This window comes from Paraglaciecola arctica (assembly GCF_018861065.1).
Taxonomy (GTDB): domain Bacteria; phylum Pseudomonadota; class Gammaproteobacteria; order Enterobacterales; family Alteromonadaceae; genus Paraglaciecola; species Paraglaciecola arctica_B.
Genome location: NZ_JAHKQO010000003.1, coordinates 13344 through 28706, shown reverse-complemented (window position 1 = coordinate 28706; position 15363 = coordinate 13344). Strand labels below are relative to the sequence as shown.

General features: G+C 40.1%; 13 protein-coding genes. 6 read left to right on the top strand and 7 right to left on the bottom strand.

Annotated features, from left to right (window positions below):
• Positions 1-410: 410 nt before the first annotated feature.
• The 3 genes from KO534_RS01345 (at position 411) to KO534_RS01335 (ending at position 4760) form a co-directional block, all read left to right on the top strand.
• The gene (locus KO534_RS01345) at positions 411-971 is read left to right on the top strand and encodes a hypothetical protein (protein ID WP_215926407.1); all 561 of its coding nucleotides are present in this window, start codon (positions 411-413) and stop codon (positions 969-971) included.
• A 284-nt stretch (positions 972-1255) separates the two neighbouring features.
• Positions 1256-1633, top strand: a complete 378-nt coding sequence (locus tag KO534_RS01340; RefSeq protein ID WP_215926405.1) for a BlaI/MecI/CopY family transcriptional regulator — start codon at positions 1256-1258, stop codon at positions 1631-1633.
• Positions 1626-4760 carry a M56 family metallopeptidase gene (locus KO534_RS01335; protein WP_215926403.1) on the top strand — a complete coding sequence of 1045 codons (3135 nt, stop codon included), beginning with the start codon at positions 1626-1628 and terminating at the stop codon, positions 4758-4760. The genes KO534_RS01340 and KO534_RS01335 overlap by 8 nt, the downstream gene beginning before the upstream one ends.
• Before the next feature lie 46 nt (positions 4761-4806).
• Here the strand turns inward: KO534_RS01335 and KO534_RS01330 are convergent, their stop codons facing one another.
• Positions 4807-5022, bottom strand: coding sequence for a hypothetical protein (locus tag KO534_RS01330; protein ID WP_215926401.1), 216 nt, complete (start codon positions 5020-5022; stop codon positions 4807-4809).
• Positions 5023-5236: 214 nt separating this feature from the next.
• Between KO534_RS01330 and KO534_RS01325 the strand changes: the two genes are divergently transcribed.
• Together KO534_RS01325 and KO534_RS01320 are read left to right on the top strand one after the other, a co-directional pair.
• A complete protein-coding gene (locus KO534_RS01325; protein WP_215926399.1) occupies positions 5237-5761 on the top strand; it encodes a mechanosensitive ion channel family protein in 525 nt (174 codons plus the stop codon).
• Between the two features lie 158 nt (positions 5762-5919).
• Complete coding sequence (locus tag KO534_RS01320) at positions 5920-7872, top strand: S9 family peptidase (protein WP_215926397.1); 1953 nt, start codon at positions 5920-5922, stop codon at positions 7870-7872.
• A 68-nt stretch (positions 7873-7940) separates the two neighbouring features.
• Here the strand turns inward: KO534_RS01320 and KO534_RS01315 are convergent, their stop codons facing one another.
• From KO534_RS01315 to KO534_RS23585, 3 genes are all read right to left on the bottom strand, one after another.
• Positions 7941-8468, bottom strand: a complete 528-nt coding sequence (locus tag KO534_RS01315) for a hypothetical protein (RefSeq protein ID WP_215926395.1) — start codon at positions 8466-8468, stop codon at positions 7941-7943.
• Positions 8469-8538: 70 nt separating this feature from the next.
• On the bottom strand, positions 8539-9450 hold the full coding sequence (locus tag KO534_RS01310; protein WP_215926393.1) for a M14 family metallopeptidase: 912 nt from the start codon (positions 9448-9450) through the stop codon (positions 8539-8541).
• A 23-nt stretch (positions 9451-9473) separates the two neighbouring features.
• Positions 9474-9599, bottom strand: coding sequence for a hypothetical protein (locus KO534_RS23585; RefSeq protein ID WP_289848589.1), 126 nt, complete (start codon positions 9597-9599; stop codon positions 9474-9476).
• A gap of 125 nt (positions 9600-9724) precedes the next feature.
• On the opposite strand from KO534_RS23585, the gene KO534_RS01305 reads away from it, so the two are divergent.
• On the top strand, positions 9725-11227 hold the full coding sequence (locus KO534_RS01305; RefSeq protein WP_215926391.1) for a CotH kinase family protein: 1503 nt from the start codon (positions 9725-9727) through the stop codon (positions 11225-11227).
• 55 nt (positions 11228-11282) lie between these two features.
• Here the strand turns inward: KO534_RS01305 and KO534_RS01300 are convergent, their stop codons facing one another.
• The 3 genes from KO534_RS01300 to KO534_RS01290 all read right to left on the bottom strand — a co-directional run bounded on the left by KO534_RS01300 (position 11283) and on the right by KO534_RS01290 (position 15250).
• The gene (locus KO534_RS01300) at positions 11283-11693 is read right to left on the bottom strand and encodes an ACT domain-containing protein (protein WP_215926411.1); all 411 of its coding nucleotides are present in this window, start codon (positions 11691-11693) and stop codon (positions 11283-11285) included.
• Between the two features lie 87 nt (positions 11694-11780).
• A complete protein-coding gene (locus tag KO534_RS23350; RefSeq protein ID WP_252731890.1) occupies positions 11781-12314 on the bottom strand; it encodes a hypothetical protein in 534 nt (177 codons plus the stop codon).
• Positions 12315-12547: 233 nt separating this feature from the next.
• On the bottom strand, positions 12548-15250 hold the full coding sequence (locus KO534_RS01290) for a PAS domain-containing hybrid sensor histidine kinase/response regulator (RefSeq protein WP_215926389.1): 2703 nt from the start codon (positions 15248-15250) through the stop codon (positions 12548-12550).
• Between the last annotated feature and the right edge of the window lie 113 nt (positions 15251-15363).

The window sequence follows — 15363 nt, the reverse complement described above, 5'->3', positions numbered from 1 at the left end:
CTCTAATGCTGTTAACTTAAGGTGGGCAGCAGATTTTTTTGAAGGAACGCCAGTCAGTCTATTTAACATTGGATTCCCGATAAAAGCATTCGGGAATGACAAGTGGGAGGGGGATTACCGTCATTCCCGCAGTCTTTACTGCTATCGCTCACCCTCGTCATTCCGGCGGTCTTTTGGCCGGAATCCACTTTTATTGTTTTTACACCAATAATTTATCAATCGATTATTAAAAGTTTTCTTAACTGATCGGCATTAGTGCATAGCTAGAAGCATTAATTGTGATTTTCACAGAGTACTTGTTAGGAAGATAGTTTTTCCCCCCGTCGTAATTTAATCGTTTAAACAGACCCGTTAGCTATTAGTTTGAATGGGGATATTGGTACTTATCACTTCAATTGGCGTCTATATTTATGCAAAACATCATAGTTTCTGACATTTTTGGTAAAACAGACGCATTGGATGAATTGGCGTGTAATTTTTCTACGCTAACCGAAATTCACGATCCTTATGATGCAAAGTACATGGCATTTACAAGTGAACAACAGGCCTACGATTTTTTCACCAAACATTCCTCTCTTGAGCAATACTCTGAGAGCTTACTAAAGCGCATTCAATCCATAAAATCCCCTGTAAACCTTATTGGTTTTAGCGTCGGCGCTTCCGCTATTTGGAAAGTATCGAACAACCCTATTATTCATAACATTGAAAACGGTTATTGTTATTACGGCTCCCAGATTAGAAACCATGTAGATATTGAGCCTCTATTTCCTATAAACCTGATTTTTCCGACATTGGAGTCACATTTTTCTGTAACAGCGCTTATGAATAACTTGAGGGACAAAAACAACATCACAATCAGGCAAGTTCCGTTTTTGCATGGATTTATGAATGAGTGCTCAGTCAATTACAATCAAAAAGCTTGTCGCCACGAAATTTTAGCCTTGTCGAAGATGTCGTTTAACCAACCTTAGTAGTCGTTTTCGGGATTCATTTTTATTGACTTGGTTACGGCCATTCCTCTATCAAAATAATAATGGATGGATGAATCAAGTCATTTTGCATTGGCATACTCTTGTTTTAGTTCAGATATAATTTTACTGCGCCCCAAAATAAATTTTAACAATAAAATCAAACCCTTACGAGTACACTTCATGTATTCACTGTAAATCACTTCATAAAATTTGTATAAAAAACTTGCAACTACGACAAGGCTCGTACAAACTAAATACGAATCTTATCGTAGTTAAGGATATTTATGATCAACCCTACTCCAGCAGAGCTTGAAGTTCTTAATATTTTATGGGAATTAAAAGAAGCCAATACTCAAACTGTGAACGACCGACTCAATTTACAGCGCAAAGTTGGTTACACAACCACTTTAAAAACCATGCAAGTTATGGCTGAAAAAGGTTTGTTAGATAGGCGTAAAGAAGGAAAAAGCCACGTTTATTTTCCACTTATCCAAGAATCCGTAGCAAAAGACAACCTACTCACAAAATTCGTTAATAACACTTTTGGTGGTTCGGCGAGTAATTTGATGATGCAATTGCTTGGTAACAAAAGCGTCAGCCAAGATGAATTAACTCAAATCAAAACTTTTCTTAAAGAAATGGAGGATAAAGGCCATGGATAGATTAATTTCCCTATTCGATAGCCAGTTTGTCTATGCCTTGGGTTGGACCATAGTCCACTCATTTTGGCAGTCGTTGATAGTGTTTACTTTATTAAGCCTGAGTCTACTAATGTGTCAACGTTCTAAACCTGAGATCCGTTATGGATTATCTATTATTGCCCTTATTTGTTGTCTACTAATCAGCATAAAAACATTTGTTTATTGTTACCAAGATGTGGCTCAAGCCAGCCAGTTATTTACCCAATTACAAACCACACTAAACACGCCACAAATTCAGAACTGGTGGGTGACTACCTTCACCACCATCAACCCTTGGTTAGATACGATTGTGTTGTTTTGGTGTGTAGGTTTTATCATTCAGGGCATTCGCTACGGGTACGACATTAGATTAACTCATAAATTAAAAAGCCAATCTGTATCTCACTTACCACAGCAGTGGGATAAAAGGTTGCAAAGTCTAGTCCAGAAACTTGGCGTTACTAAGTCTGTGGCTTTTATGCACTCAACCAAGATAAATGTGCCTTGCGTTATTGGTCATTTTAAACCTGTCATTTTATTACCACTTGGCATACTCGTGCAGCTTCCACAGGCCCATATTGAAGCCATAGTGCTACACGAATTAGCACATGTGAAACGTCACGATTATTTGACAAATATTCTGCTGTGTTTAATTAAAGTGCTGTTCTTCTTCAACCCTTTAGTTTTAGCTATCGGCAAAAAAATTATTATAGAACGAGAAAATATCTGCGACGATATAGCAGTTAAGGCCTGTGGTGATCCGTTAACCTTTGCAAATAGCCTTAGTCAATTCGCTGACGTCACACCTGTCAGCCAGTCTGCAATGGCCGCAAGTAAAGACAAATATCTGTTATTAGAACGTGTGAAACGCTTATTTCCGAATAACGGAAAACTAGCAACGTCTACCGAAAGGTTGATAGCGCTTATCTGTGCAGGATTACTCGGTTTAACCCTGAACGTTAATGCCAAAAATCAACCATCGCCTGCTGAGTTTGAAGCCACACCAACACAACTTGAGACTGTCAATTTTCCCGTAAAGCAAGATGCCACGTCATCTGATATCGCCGAAGAGATCCCAAGTTATGAGGCCGAAATAGCTAAACCTACCAAAGATGTGAATAACGAAATGGCAAGCAATGATGAAACTGCTATAGCCAGTGAATCAGTAAACAATTTAAATATTGCGGTTAAGGCCTCACAAAAACCTAGTCTAGATAAAGTGCCACTAATAAAATCAACGCCAAACATTGCCGCAAAACCTCTACAAAAACCCTTAGAAAATAATCAAAGCTTGCCATTGCTGGCGCAAAATAACGCTACAGAGACCAGTAGTGCAGCAGGCCATTACTTAGCACTCAAGAATGAAAAAGTAAAAAAAGCAAAGAAAGCGGTAAAACAAATTAAAGAAACAATACAAACACCGCAACAACCTACCGGACGCGTTTATGCCTCTACTGACAAATTTAGTAGTTTTTCATTAGAGTCACCCAATGCGTTAGACAACATCGACCAGATAATTTTTGCTCCTATTTCAACCAGCGACACAGAGTTTTCAAAAGGTGCACGCAAATGGAGAAATGTAGTCGGCCAATATTTTTCTGAAGTGCAAAGTCAACAGTCGCGAGTAATTACTTTGAATAGTAAAGACCGAGCGACAGCTGTTTTTACAGGTATGAATTCTTCACTTATCGCTCAGATAAGAATTAAGGACGTTAAATTGTTGGATGTTACGAAGGGAATCAAAACTAATGTTATCTCCACAATAAGGTATCCAACATCAGGTGAGAGTAGAACTATGGCAACAAAATGGAGAGATTCCCGGAGGGTCGATAGAGCTAATCCAGGTCTGTCTGATACCCCCGACCTGTCAGATATCAATATTAGTAGCCCTATTCAAAAACTTGAAACAACCTTAGCGCTTCATCCAAGGGCTGATTTAACAAAGGTAAAGTTTGTCCTCGAAGTCATCGCAGAAGTCGTGTTTGTTGATACCAGCAACTATGAATATATGGGTTCCGGACTAAAAAAAATATGGCTTGACTCTTCTAATGTTGAACCTGCTTTACTTACACTAGCAAGGCATGAAGGAAGTCCTACAAACTCTCGTACACGAACCGAACTTAATGCCGACATCATCAAAAACATGTGGGATATATTGATTAGTCATCTTCAAAATGATGTTTACCAAGTGGCAACTGCCATCAAAAACAAAGAGCTTGAACTAACGCTAGCTGAATCTTTGGAAAATCTCCCCACTGAAAATACAGATATAAAAAGAAACCTCGCATCACAATACTTTCGTATAGAAAATAGTGAATTTGAGGAATTTATTATTAGCTCAACTGATTTCTTAGATAATTTTAAGCAGGCCACTTACACACCTATATTAACCAAAAATGTAGAATTGAAATCGACACAGAGTGTTTGGCATCAGCGCCTAAAGCTCGCCCTACATCTTTTATCAAATCAGCCAGAACAACTCTTCCGGTTAGCAAAAAGTGTTGAGTTCAAAACCGATATTTCTTCAGCAGATAGCGACCAAAACTTATTTGTACAAATAAAATTCAAGGAGATGGCGCTTTATTCTCGAAGTGCTAATCGAGTTTATCGAACCGGCGCAGCTCAAGGTTCGAAAGGTTCAAACTATAATAGAGGAGCCACTGCTACTGGAATTGGGTTGAGTCCTTCAAAAGACGACGTAGGGGGCGCAACAGTAAGGAAAGAAATAGCGCTACAACCAAGTGCTTTTGCCTCTAAATTATACTTACAAGGACAATTCGAGATTACCCTTGTCGATCCGCAAACTCATCAAGTATTAGGACATGCACTCTCAGTGAATACTGTGAACCCAAAACATAGTGAGTATAAAAAGGTTGCGAAGCAAATGCAGGCTCAAGATATAGAAGTTTCAAGAGAGGAAATGTTAATTCTTGCCTTGTTGGGGCAGGTAAAAACCCAACTACACAAAGAGTTACAACGAATTAAACAGAGCGAAGTATCCGTTGAGCCTATTCAATTATCGGCAGAACTAACAAAAAAGCTTATTGATGCTCCGTTGAAAAGCCAACACAAGAGTTCTGAGATCACAGTCGCACATCTTGCCTATTAATGATTAAGCATGTCGGTAATAATAATGAACGTTATTACTACCGACATTACAGCTCTTCCCCGTCGTATTTGTTTGCCAAGTCATCCAATTCAGAACAGGTATAGTCGAATCCCTGACCATCAAATTCATAAGTAATTGTCACTGTATCTGAACCTTGAAATAACTTAGCTTTCACCTCTGCAACTGACCAGTGTTTTAGCTCGTTTAAAAAACGATTGGCCACTTGTGCTCGAGCGAAACGATAACGAATTTCTGTTTGCATAATTGGTGCTCAACATTCCTAGATGACGACCCTTTGAGAAAGTGAGGATTTTGAGGATTTTTAATAAAGAGTCAAGGATCGAAAATGACTAATTCATGTAAATATTCCCTCACTTTACTTGCCGTTCGCTGATAATTATCTGATGATTGCCTAATCGCCGTTTACAGCTTGTTTCGTTAATGGCCGCTAATTTACTGTGCATAGGACATTCTCAATGGCGAACAACTGGTTTCTTTTTGGTTTACTAATTTTACTGTTTTTGATCACGCGAAAATGGTTAGCGTCAGCTTTTAGACGTATTACCAAAAATAAGAATGCCACCCTAAAACGCAAATTAATGGTGCGACAGATATTGCTAATGTCACATCTAGTCGCTTTTATAATTATTGGGTCAATGGTGCTAGGCATTGACTATGGAAAGTTTATTGTATTTCTTTCGTCTGCCTTTGCAGTATTAGGTATCGCGCTTTTTGCCCAGTGGTCAATCCTTAGTAATATTACAGCGGGTATTTTAATCTTTTTCAATTTTCCGTACCGAGTAGGTGACACAGTGCGTATTGCCAACAAAGATTTTGACCTAAGCGGAATGATTGAAGAAATCACTACTTTTCATGTACTTATAAGGCATGCTGACGGAAACCTTATTACCTACCCCAACAGCCTAATTTTGCAAACTCCCGTGATCAAATTAAAAAGTAATCACGTAAAGCCTCCCGAAGAAGAAGAACACAATGAATAAGTAGAGGTGTTTGCCTGCAATTCCAAACTTTTAAGTTACAAAGTGTGAAAGGTATTTGCAAAAGCTAGCAATGCAGCTAATTATCTAATCACTGTGAATCAACTGTTGGATATTCGTCCCAGTTCGGTTCACTACAAATCAGTCAAAAAGGAAAAGTCATGACAAAACATATTATTGCGTTTATTGCTTTAATGATGCTCAGCGTGAGTTTGTCGGCCGCCGCCGTAACTAACAGCAAGGCCAATAACGGTAATTTAATAATGCAGGACATTCCTGCCATTCCCAAAGAGATCGTTGATAACCTTTCGCGTTACCAAAATGTGCGCTCAGCACCTTTTCGAGATTTCAGCCAAGATGGTAAAAGCATCTATATTTCTACTCGATTTGGTGATGTCAGTCAGTTACACCGAGTAGACAAACCAGGTGGCGCTCGCCATCAATTGACTTTTTTTGACGAACCAATTGGCTCCATAAGTCGCCAACCTGATGGCGACACCATCGCGTTCACAATGGATGCAGGAGGTAGTGAGTACTCACAGATTTTCACTCTCAATCCAAAAACCGGTGAAGCCAAAATGTTAACCGATGGAGAATCACGAAACGGAGCATTAAGTTGGAGCGACAATGGTGGTAAGTTGGCTTATCAAAGTACTAAGCGAAATGGGCGTTCTAACGATTTATGGATGATGGATACTCAAGCTCCAGAAAAAAGCCGCATAGTACTTGAATCAAAAGATGGCAGTTGGTGGGGACCGGTAGATTGGGACCAAAAAAATATTAATCTTTTAGTGCAACAATACACCAGCGCCAGTAATTCAAAAGTGTACTCGTTAGATTTAGACTCAGGAAACAAAACCTTACTAGATGGTAGCGACGACTCGCCAAGCGTAAACTTTGCCTTAAGTTATGCCAAAGGAGACAAAGGATATTTTCTGACAACCAATCAAGGTAGCGAATATCAACGCTTAGCCTACAGGGACTTCTCCTCGGGCAAACTAACGGTCATCACCAAAGATATTCAGTGGAACGTCAGTGAGTTCAGCTTAAGCAAAACTGGAAAAAGAGCGGCCTTTACTGTCAATCAAGATGGAATTAGTCAGTTATATTTGCTTGATACTAAAAACTTTAAGTATCAAGCCGTGCAAGATGTGCCTATTGGTATAATTAGTGGTTTAACGTTCAGTCCAGACGACAAACATCTCGCCATGAGTCTCAATACCTCACAAACCCCTAGTGACAGCTTCGTACTAACACTTAAACGTTCTGCCACCCAATATGCTGATTTAACGCGCTGGACGTTCAGTGAGGTAGGCGGACTGAATACAGAACTTTTTGTGGTGCCTGAATTGGTGCGTTTTAAATCGTTTGATAAACGTCAAATTCCAGCCTTTGTCTACAAACCTAACAAGAGTGGCCCCCACCCAGTTATTATTAGCATCCATGGTGGCCCCGAAGGTCAAGCAAGGCCTTACTTTAGCAGTAACACTCAATTATGGTTAAATACGCTTGGCGCTGCGGTTATCACCCCAAATGTGCGCGGCTCTGCTGGTTACGGAAAAGAATATATAGGATTGGACAATGGTTTTAATCGTGAAGACTCGGTAAAAGATATTGGTGCGCTGCTAGATTGGATAGCCACCCAAGATGATTTAGATGCTAGCCGTGTTGCGGTAATTGGTGGCAGTTACGGTGGTTATATGGTGCTGGCAAGTGCGGTACATTACAGCGAGCGCCTCAAGGCTGCAGTAGATATTGTCGGCATTTCTAATTTTGTGACTTTTTTAGAAAACACCAAAGATTATCGCCGCGACTTAAGACGAGTTGAATATGGCGACGAAAGAAATCCAGAAATGAACGCTCATTTGCAAGCGATTAGCCCCAGTAATAACGTCGATAAAATCAATGTGCCTTTGTTTGTGGTACAAGGCCAAAACGATCCACGGGTTCCCGTAACTGAGGCAGAACAGATTGTAAAAGCGATGCGAGATAACAATAAAGCGGTATGGTATATGAACGCATTAAACGAAGGGCATGGATATCGTAAAAAGGAAAACCGCGATATTTACCAGCAAGCTGTGGTGTTATTTTTTCAACAGAATTTGTTGAACTAAATAAGGTTCAACTAAGTTATTCATCATGAAAGGCGGCACATGCAGTGTTGTGCCGGCTTTCATTAACACTACTTTTGTAACGCTTCACGCACTTCATTTAGTGCTTCCACAGAAAATCCTTGATCATAAAAGTATACGATAGCGCCAGTTTTATTTAATAACATCACTCGGGCATTATTCGGGTTTTGATTACCAGTAAAGCGCTGCACTTTATCCCCATCTGCGTATACAGTAACGACCCCTTTCCATAATTGTTTAGGGATCCCTTTACGCATACCACTGTCGATAAAACCACTAAACATTCGAGGTAACATGCCTTGAATAGTAGGAATTTCGTAAGCGGCCACTTGGGTTTGGGTCATGTCCAGCCCAATCAACCAACGGTCGATATCAAACTGCGAGTCTTGTTTATAGCCAAAAAGTAAAAGGGTTTCTTGACCTTCAAAGTCTTGTGGTATCGCTACTTGTTGACCTTCTAAACTCTCACCAGTAACAGCAACCATGCTGTCACCAATAGTGACTTCACTGGGGTAATCATAATTAGCACAACCACTCGCAAACATCACCAACAGTAAACTTATAACAAATCGTCTCATTACACTCGCCGCTTTAAAGTTTGAATACTCTCGATACGCTGATCCCTAGCAAAGGGTTCACCCTGTCGCGTTAATTTTTTGCGATAAAATCCAAAGCCCCAGTAATAGCTGCTACTTGCGCTTGAATACAATTTTCAGCATCAACCTTAGGACTATCTGGATAGACTTCTGTGGTACTCACAAACTTAGCATTGCTTACACCTGCACATAAACTTAGACTTTTAAGGGCGTAATTAATCACTCCTTTTTGTTCCACAGGGGCACCTATAATTCGCCCACTGTCATCTGCTGGTGCAATGTGGGTGACTTTTTCCACGGATTCAATGATGGCTTTCTGGAAGTCGGCACATGGATTCTCGGTGTCGCCAACTGTATAAAACCCATCTGGGATTGCCCACTCTTGATGATCTATCGCATCTCTGGCTGCCAAGGCCGGGCGAAACTCTGAGTTGTCGGTATCTGTAGTTTCATGCAAATCGATGTGCATTAAGAAATCTAAATCAGACACCAATTTCATCAAGGCTGCCGATTCTTGGGCTGGGCTATCGGCGTAAAATGAACGGTTTGGGTCAATAGCTAAAGGATTCCAGCGATTGATGGTTTCGTAAGCCCAAGGGCTAATGCAAGGTACAATCATAAGATTAAATTTGTGGTGATAGTCTTGAGCCGCGGTTGCTGCAAATCTTAATGCCCCAAACACACCACTGGTTTCATAACCGTGTACTCCACCGGTTATTAATACATTAGGTTTTGATTTATCCCAATTAAGACTGCCAAGAGCAAAAACCGAGAAGCTTCCAGAGGGGTACTCTAACTTTGCATATTCTTCAATATCAAAGTGTTTAGCTAAGTCAGGCAATTGACTCAATACATCGTCAGCATATGAACGTTTGATTTGTTGCGCCGCTAACCATTGCGCTTTTTCAGCATCCTGCCACTTTTGGCCCGCTTGACCTATTGAATACAGATTATTTGTTGTCATTGAGAGCCTCTTTGCATTGATTTTTATGGCGGGATTATGTCGTTCACTTGGGTATTATTCAACTCCTGTGGTGTCATCCACGAATTCACCCCAGTGGCAGATTGTTTACGCTGCGACGTGCCGGATCCTAATAAGGTATTTATAGACATTTACTTACACATTGTTTGCGTTTTGCTTGCACATTATTTGCACCATTATTTTCTATCATTGGGGCAATTCGAGTACTTGATATTTTCATAAGTACGTTCTAATAACCAAACGATAGGTTTTTGCTATGCAATATCGAAACAACAATCAAGGGTCCACAACAGTCAGCCAAATGCTAAAGCAGTTTGGCTCTATCATCTCACTCTGTGCTTTTTTAGCTATCAGTGGTTGTGGGGGTAGCGACAACAACGAAGTAGTTGCTGAGGATATAATTTCAGATACGGTTGTTGTAGAAGATGAGGTAAGTGATTCAGATACTGAAACCGTTGAAATTACAGATACAGATTTTGAAGCAACTGACTGGACAGACGCCACTCACAGTAAAAGCGCAGATCCTAACTTCGACGAAGTCTTTGACGATTCACAAGTGAAACGTTTAGATTTTGTGGTTTCTGAAACACGTTGGCAAAGTATGCTCGATAATATGACAGAACTTTACGGCACATTCGGGCAAAGAACCACTAACCAATCGCAAGATACCGACGAAGATCCGATTTTTGTGCCGGCTGACGTATTTTACAATGGCACTCAGTGGTATCGGGTGGGAATTCGCTTTAAGGGCAATTCATCGCTACAAACCAGTTGGCAATCCGGGATACTCAAGTTGTCTTTCAAGTTAGACTTCGATGAGTTCGAAGACGATTATCCACAAATTGATAACCAACGTTTTTATGGTTTCAAAAAGCTTAGCCTTAAAAACAACTACAATGATGAATCACTAATGCGTGAGAAAGTAGCCGCCGATGTGTTTAAAAATGCCGGCATGGTGGTATCTCACACTGCTTTCTACTCGTTATATGTAGATCATGGGGACGGTCCTGAATATTTTGGTCTGTATACCCTTGTAGAAGAAGTTGATGACACTGTTATAGATACGCAATTCGATGATAACGATGGAAATTTATATAAACCGGAAGATGATGGCGCAACCTTTGCTGAAGCTAGTTTCAACCTTGATGACTTTGAAAAGAAAAACAATGAAGATGACGCAGATTGGTCAGACATAACAGCCCTATTCACCGCTCTTCATGACGACACCAGAACCAGTGACCCAGCTACGTGGAGAGCCAACCTTGAAGCCGTTTTTGATGTAGATGTTTTCCTAAATTATTTAGCAGTCAATGGCATCATCCAAAACTGGGATACTTATGGCCGTATGCCACATAATTATTATCTTTATAACGATCCCGATACAGGACTATTAACTTGGCTCCCTTGGGACAACAATGAAGCGTTACAAACGGGTAATCAAGGAGGCGCATTAGCACTGGACTTTTCAGGCTTAGATATCGATAGCTGGCCACTCATCGGCAAAATTTATACTGACGAAATTTACAAAGCTCGTTACGACGAATTATTGTTAGAAGTAATTAGTAGTGCCTTCGAAACCAATAGTATCCTGGCCACTTACGATCAATATTCAGCGCTAATCGAGCCCGATGCGACATCAGAAGTAAGCGGATATTCTTTCTTAGAAAGTGACAACGATTTTTACCAAGGCGTGGAATATCTCAATCAACATGCAGAGCAAAGAGCAGAAGCAGTGTTTGATTATTTAAACAACCAGTAATATCACAAAGTGTTTGAACCCTAAAACGCCAACTGTTTTATAACTGTTGGCGTTTTTATTGGCGACTATCACTCACCAATTTTTGCAAACACAATAACGCCTGATTTGCCTTATCGATAGGCACAAAAATATGGTCATGGTAAAACGCTGCTACTACGTTCGCACTAATATTTTGTTCAGTTAGTGCAGTTGAGACCGCAGCGGTAAGTCCTACGGCGTCGAGGCTAGAGTGCACATTTAGTGTAATACATTGAAATACCCCTTGGTAATTTAGGCCAGACGTATCAGCCTTGTGCTTCGGCACTATCACAGTTAAACCTTCTTGTTCCTGAAAAGTACCAATAGGTGCCAACTCCACAAGCGATGCTGAACTATGTGTATCGAAAACAGCAAACACGTATTCAATCTCGCTTAACATTGGCTGCATTGCGCCAACTAGTTTATTTAAATCAGTTTCACCCGACACGTTTTTCCCCACTTTTTCTCCCATATTCTTCCCCGTACTTTTAGTTACCTACTAGGCCAAGCATGGTTGACCCCAGTACTCTTGTGATTAGATACCCATTTGTTTAAACATTGAAACAATGTCTTGTTCAAGCTGTTGCTGCCATTGTTGTTTTTTAGTCGCCACTAACTGCTCAAGTAGCGGTTTGATAGGTAATTTTAAACCTTCACAGTTTAAATTTACCTCTGGTATAGGTACTGATACTTCAACACTGGCGGTAGATTCGGGAGGGTTAATTTCAGGTGCAAGATCTAGCCTAGTTTCTGTCACAAAAACAGACGAGCAATTAAGTAAGATTTTTTGACCGAAGAGTTCTTTATTAACTTGTCCCGTCATCATCACCTTGATTGGCACACTCAAACTTAAATATTGCTGGTTACTGAAAAATTTTGCTCCAGAAGCTTTATGTACAGTCAAATTATAAGTCCCCATTTGCCAAGGTGTCGCTTTCTCTTGATGCAAAACTTGAGGTAGATGTTTGTCCACCAATGCGACTATCAGCTGATCCGTTACACTTTGCGCATTGATAGCTTGTGACCACAAAAACACTAGGGATAAGGGTAGGAATTGGAAGACTTTCATCGTTGTATCTCAATTTTGAATTCTGAAGGACAAATTGACACTAGTAGCAGTTCAATCTATTCAATAGGGATTATTGCGAGAAATGATACATTGATTTCACAGCTAAGGTTAGCGTTTGAAATAGTTAGGTTGATTGATACGCTCGAACTATTCATACAAAAAATTGCAACGGAGGTTTGTCAGGCTAAAACAATAGAAGGGTAATCGATCCGCTTTAGTAGTTATCCGGTTGCTTATGTAACCTGATGTAATATTTGTTGCAATGATTGTAATAACCTCTGCAATTCCACTGGCTTTGCAATATGTCCGTCAAATCCTTCGAGCTGGTATTTCTTGATATCTTCACTCATCGCATTGGCTGTTAGTGCGATTATTGGAGTCGCCGAATCGTTCGATTTGATTTGCTTACACGCTTCAATACCGTCCATTACCGGCATTTGAATATCCATTAATATAACGTCTGGCGTGTATTTTTTATTCGCTTCAATTGCCTCCAGTCCATTAACAGCGAAAACAAGTTTAGCGTGAGTTGACTCTAGCATAGCTTCAACTACCACTCGGTTTATTTCATTGTCTTCAGCAATCAGTATCGTCCTTCCTGAAAAATCAATTTCGTCAGGGTCAAATTCTTGTTTAAACACCGTAGAGGCAATTGCCTTTTCTAAGGGTAAACTTACGGTAATAGTGGTCCCTACTGCCACTTCACTTTCAACTGAAATTTCGCCTTTCATAAGCGTCACCAAAGAATGAGTGATCGATAAACCTAAACCAGAGCCTCCAAACTTGCGAGTAGTTGAGGTATCTGCTTGCTCAAAACGTTGAAATAGCCGTTGCAATTGTTTGTGCTCGATGCCTATTCCTGTGTCTTTTATAGTAAAGGTAAGACATTCTTTTACCTGTTCAAAACCGACAATAATTGTCACGCTACCAAATTCGGTAAATTTAATGGCATTGGATCCGATGTTTAATAGTATCTGACGGATCCTTGTTGAGTCTCCAGACCATGAAAGATGGTCGACTTGATTCACTAGGTTGAATGTAATGTTTTTGTTTTCAGCCATCACGGATAAATCTGAGCGCAGATGCTCCAAAAGTTCGGCTAAATTAAACACCGCGTTTTCTAACTCTAATTTGCCTGCTTCTATTTTCGAAAAGTCCAAAATATCATTAATGATAATATTGAGATTTTTGGCCGAATACAGCGCTTTATCCAACAAACTCTTCCCTTGTTCAGTGCTGATTTCGTTTTTAATTACTTGTAATGCACCGTAAATTCCATTTAACGGAGTACGGATCTCATGACTCATATTGGCTAAGAACTTGGATTTAGCTTGACTGGCCTGCTCTGCTTGTTCTGTTGCCTCAGCTAACTCTTTTTCATGCTGCAGTTGTTCACTTAAATCATAGGCAATACCTAGAAAGCCAAACAAATTACCTTGGTCATCATACAAGCTACTAACAGTTAAACGCACTGGAATATGCTTACCACTAGCGTGCACATAACTCCACTGACTGCTATCCGTTCCACATAGTCGCACTTTTGCTACAAACACCTCGAATCCCGGCTCAATTTTGTGACTTAACTCTGCCGATAGAACATCAGCTCTAGCATTAATCTCGTCCTCAATGTGAAATTTTGACGGATCTTGCTTGCCAATCAATTCCTCTGCTTTATATCCAAGGAGCTTCTCTGCTGCAGGGTTAAAGGCAGTAATTATCCCCTGTTCATCAGTAGCTATGATGGCGTAACTCGCATTTCCTAAAATACTTCGCTGCAAAACGCTCACTTGGGATATTTGTTTTGTTCTTTTCAATACCTCTTGTTCAAGTTGTTGATTAGCCAACTTAAGGGCTTTTTCTGTGACTAAAGATAACTCAGCTTTGTAAGCTATGGCTTGTGCCCTCTTTGTTAACGTTAACAAAAGAGTAAAAACGATCAACATCAATAACAAAGTGACCACCATCACCACCAAAAACACTTGGTATTTCTCGGGAAGTAAAAGTGATTCAATAAAGGAATGCTTGGCACTAAGCTGTAGAATCCAGCTACGACCAAAAAGGTCGATGGTATGACTCGCATGATAATCAGATGTTTGCTGATCCAAGATGCCAAATTCATAAAAAGTAGTCGAAGTGCCCACATCTTTATCTTTTATACTAAACAGCACATCATTCTGAATAAGACTAATGCCGTCTAAAACTTCGTCAACCAAAATCGGAGCGTAACTCCACCCCTGAATATTGGCTATTCTTTGTTCAACACTTTTTCCGACAGGATCAAAACCGTAAATAGGCATCATGATTAAGAAACCATGACGTATTTTATTACTTGCCTGCACCAATGTAATAGGGGCAGTTAGCCGCACTTCATTATGCTTAGCGGATTCCATGGCAGCATATCGGCGCACCATTTCAGAACCGATGTCTAATCCTACGGCTTGCTGATTTTGTTTCTCGGGCTCAATATACTGGATGACTAACAAACTATTCTGGTGCGAATCTAATTGGCGTATTGCGAACGTTTTATCAGGGCGGTCTTGTCGTGCTCGTTCAACAAAATTACTTTGCTGCTTTAGTACGACATAACGAATTAAACCGAACCCCCTAGCGCCAGGAAATTCTTTGTCGGTGTCTCTCGAATCGCTATAGGCTTGCATTTTGGCATAGTTAAATTGGTCTATGCCTGTAGCTAATATTGCACCTCTTAAGCCTCTTAATCCGTACTGATAAAGTGTTAAAGTTTCTACTACGGCATCACCAATTTCGATGAGTCTGGATTCTAATTTTGCTTGAATATACTGGTGATTCTCTGATGATTGTTGTTGCTCTAGATAAATAGCAACGAATAGGCCTACCACGAAGATAAATAGCGGCACTCCAAATAGTTTGTTTTTTTTATTTATCGTTACTGCTTTTACTGCGTTAGATTGCTGCATCAATTTCCCTAATCTTCAACCGCTTGAGTTTAAAGTGATACATTTTTAGAATGCTACCTGATACCAATGTTTGACTCTATTTCGCTGCGACTAGATAGCTCACTTTGATTGTA

Bases quoted from the DNA above. Each gene is read 5' to 3' on its own strand.
- KO534_RS01340 (WP_215926405.1), top strand. From the start codon at position 1,256: ATGATCAACCCTACTCCAGCAGAGCTTGAAGTTCTTAATATTTTATGG.
- KO534_RS01320 (WP_215926397.1), top strand. From the start codon at position 5,920: ATGACAAAACATATTATTGCGTTTATTGCTTTAATGATGCTCAGCGTG.
- KO534_RS01330 (WP_215926401.1), bottom strand. From the start codon at position 5,022: ATGCAAACAGAAATTCGTTATCGTTTCGCTCGAGCACAAGTGGCCAAT.
- KO534_RS01325 (WP_215926399.1), top strand. From the start codon at position 5,237: ATGGCGAACAACTGGTTTCTTTTTGGTTTACTAATTTTACTGTTTTTG.
- KO534_RS23350 (WP_252731890.1), bottom strand. From the start codon at position 12,314: ATGAAAGTCTTCCAATTCCTACCCTTATCCCTAGTGTTTTTGTGGTCA.
- KO534_RS01290 (WP_215926389.1), bottom strand. From the start codon at position 15,250: ATGCAGCAATCTAACGCAGTAAAAGCAGTAACGATAAATAAAAAAAAC.
- KO534_RS01335 (WP_215926403.1), top strand. From the start codon at position 1,626: ATGGATAGATTAATTTCCCTATTCGATAGCCAGTTTGTCTATGCCTTG.
- KO534_RS01345 (WP_215926407.1), top strand. From the start codon at position 411: ATGCAAAACATCATAGTTTCTGACATTTTTGGTAAAACAGACGCATTG.
- KO534_RS01310 (WP_215926393.1), bottom strand. From the start codon at position 9,450: ATGACAACAAATAATCTGTATTCAATAGGTCAAGCGGGCCAAAAGTGG.
- KO534_RS01305 (WP_215926391.1), top strand. From the start codon at position 9,725: ATGCAATATCGAAACAACAATCAAGGGTCCACAACAGTCAGCCAAATG.
- KO534_RS23585 (WP_289848589.1), bottom strand. From the start codon at position 9,599: ATGTCTATAAATACCTTATTAGGATCCGGCACGTCGCAGCGTAAACAA.
- KO534_RS01315 (WP_215926395.1), bottom strand. From the start codon at position 8,468: ATGAGACGATTTGTTATAAGTTTACTGTTGGTGATGTTTGCGAGTGGT.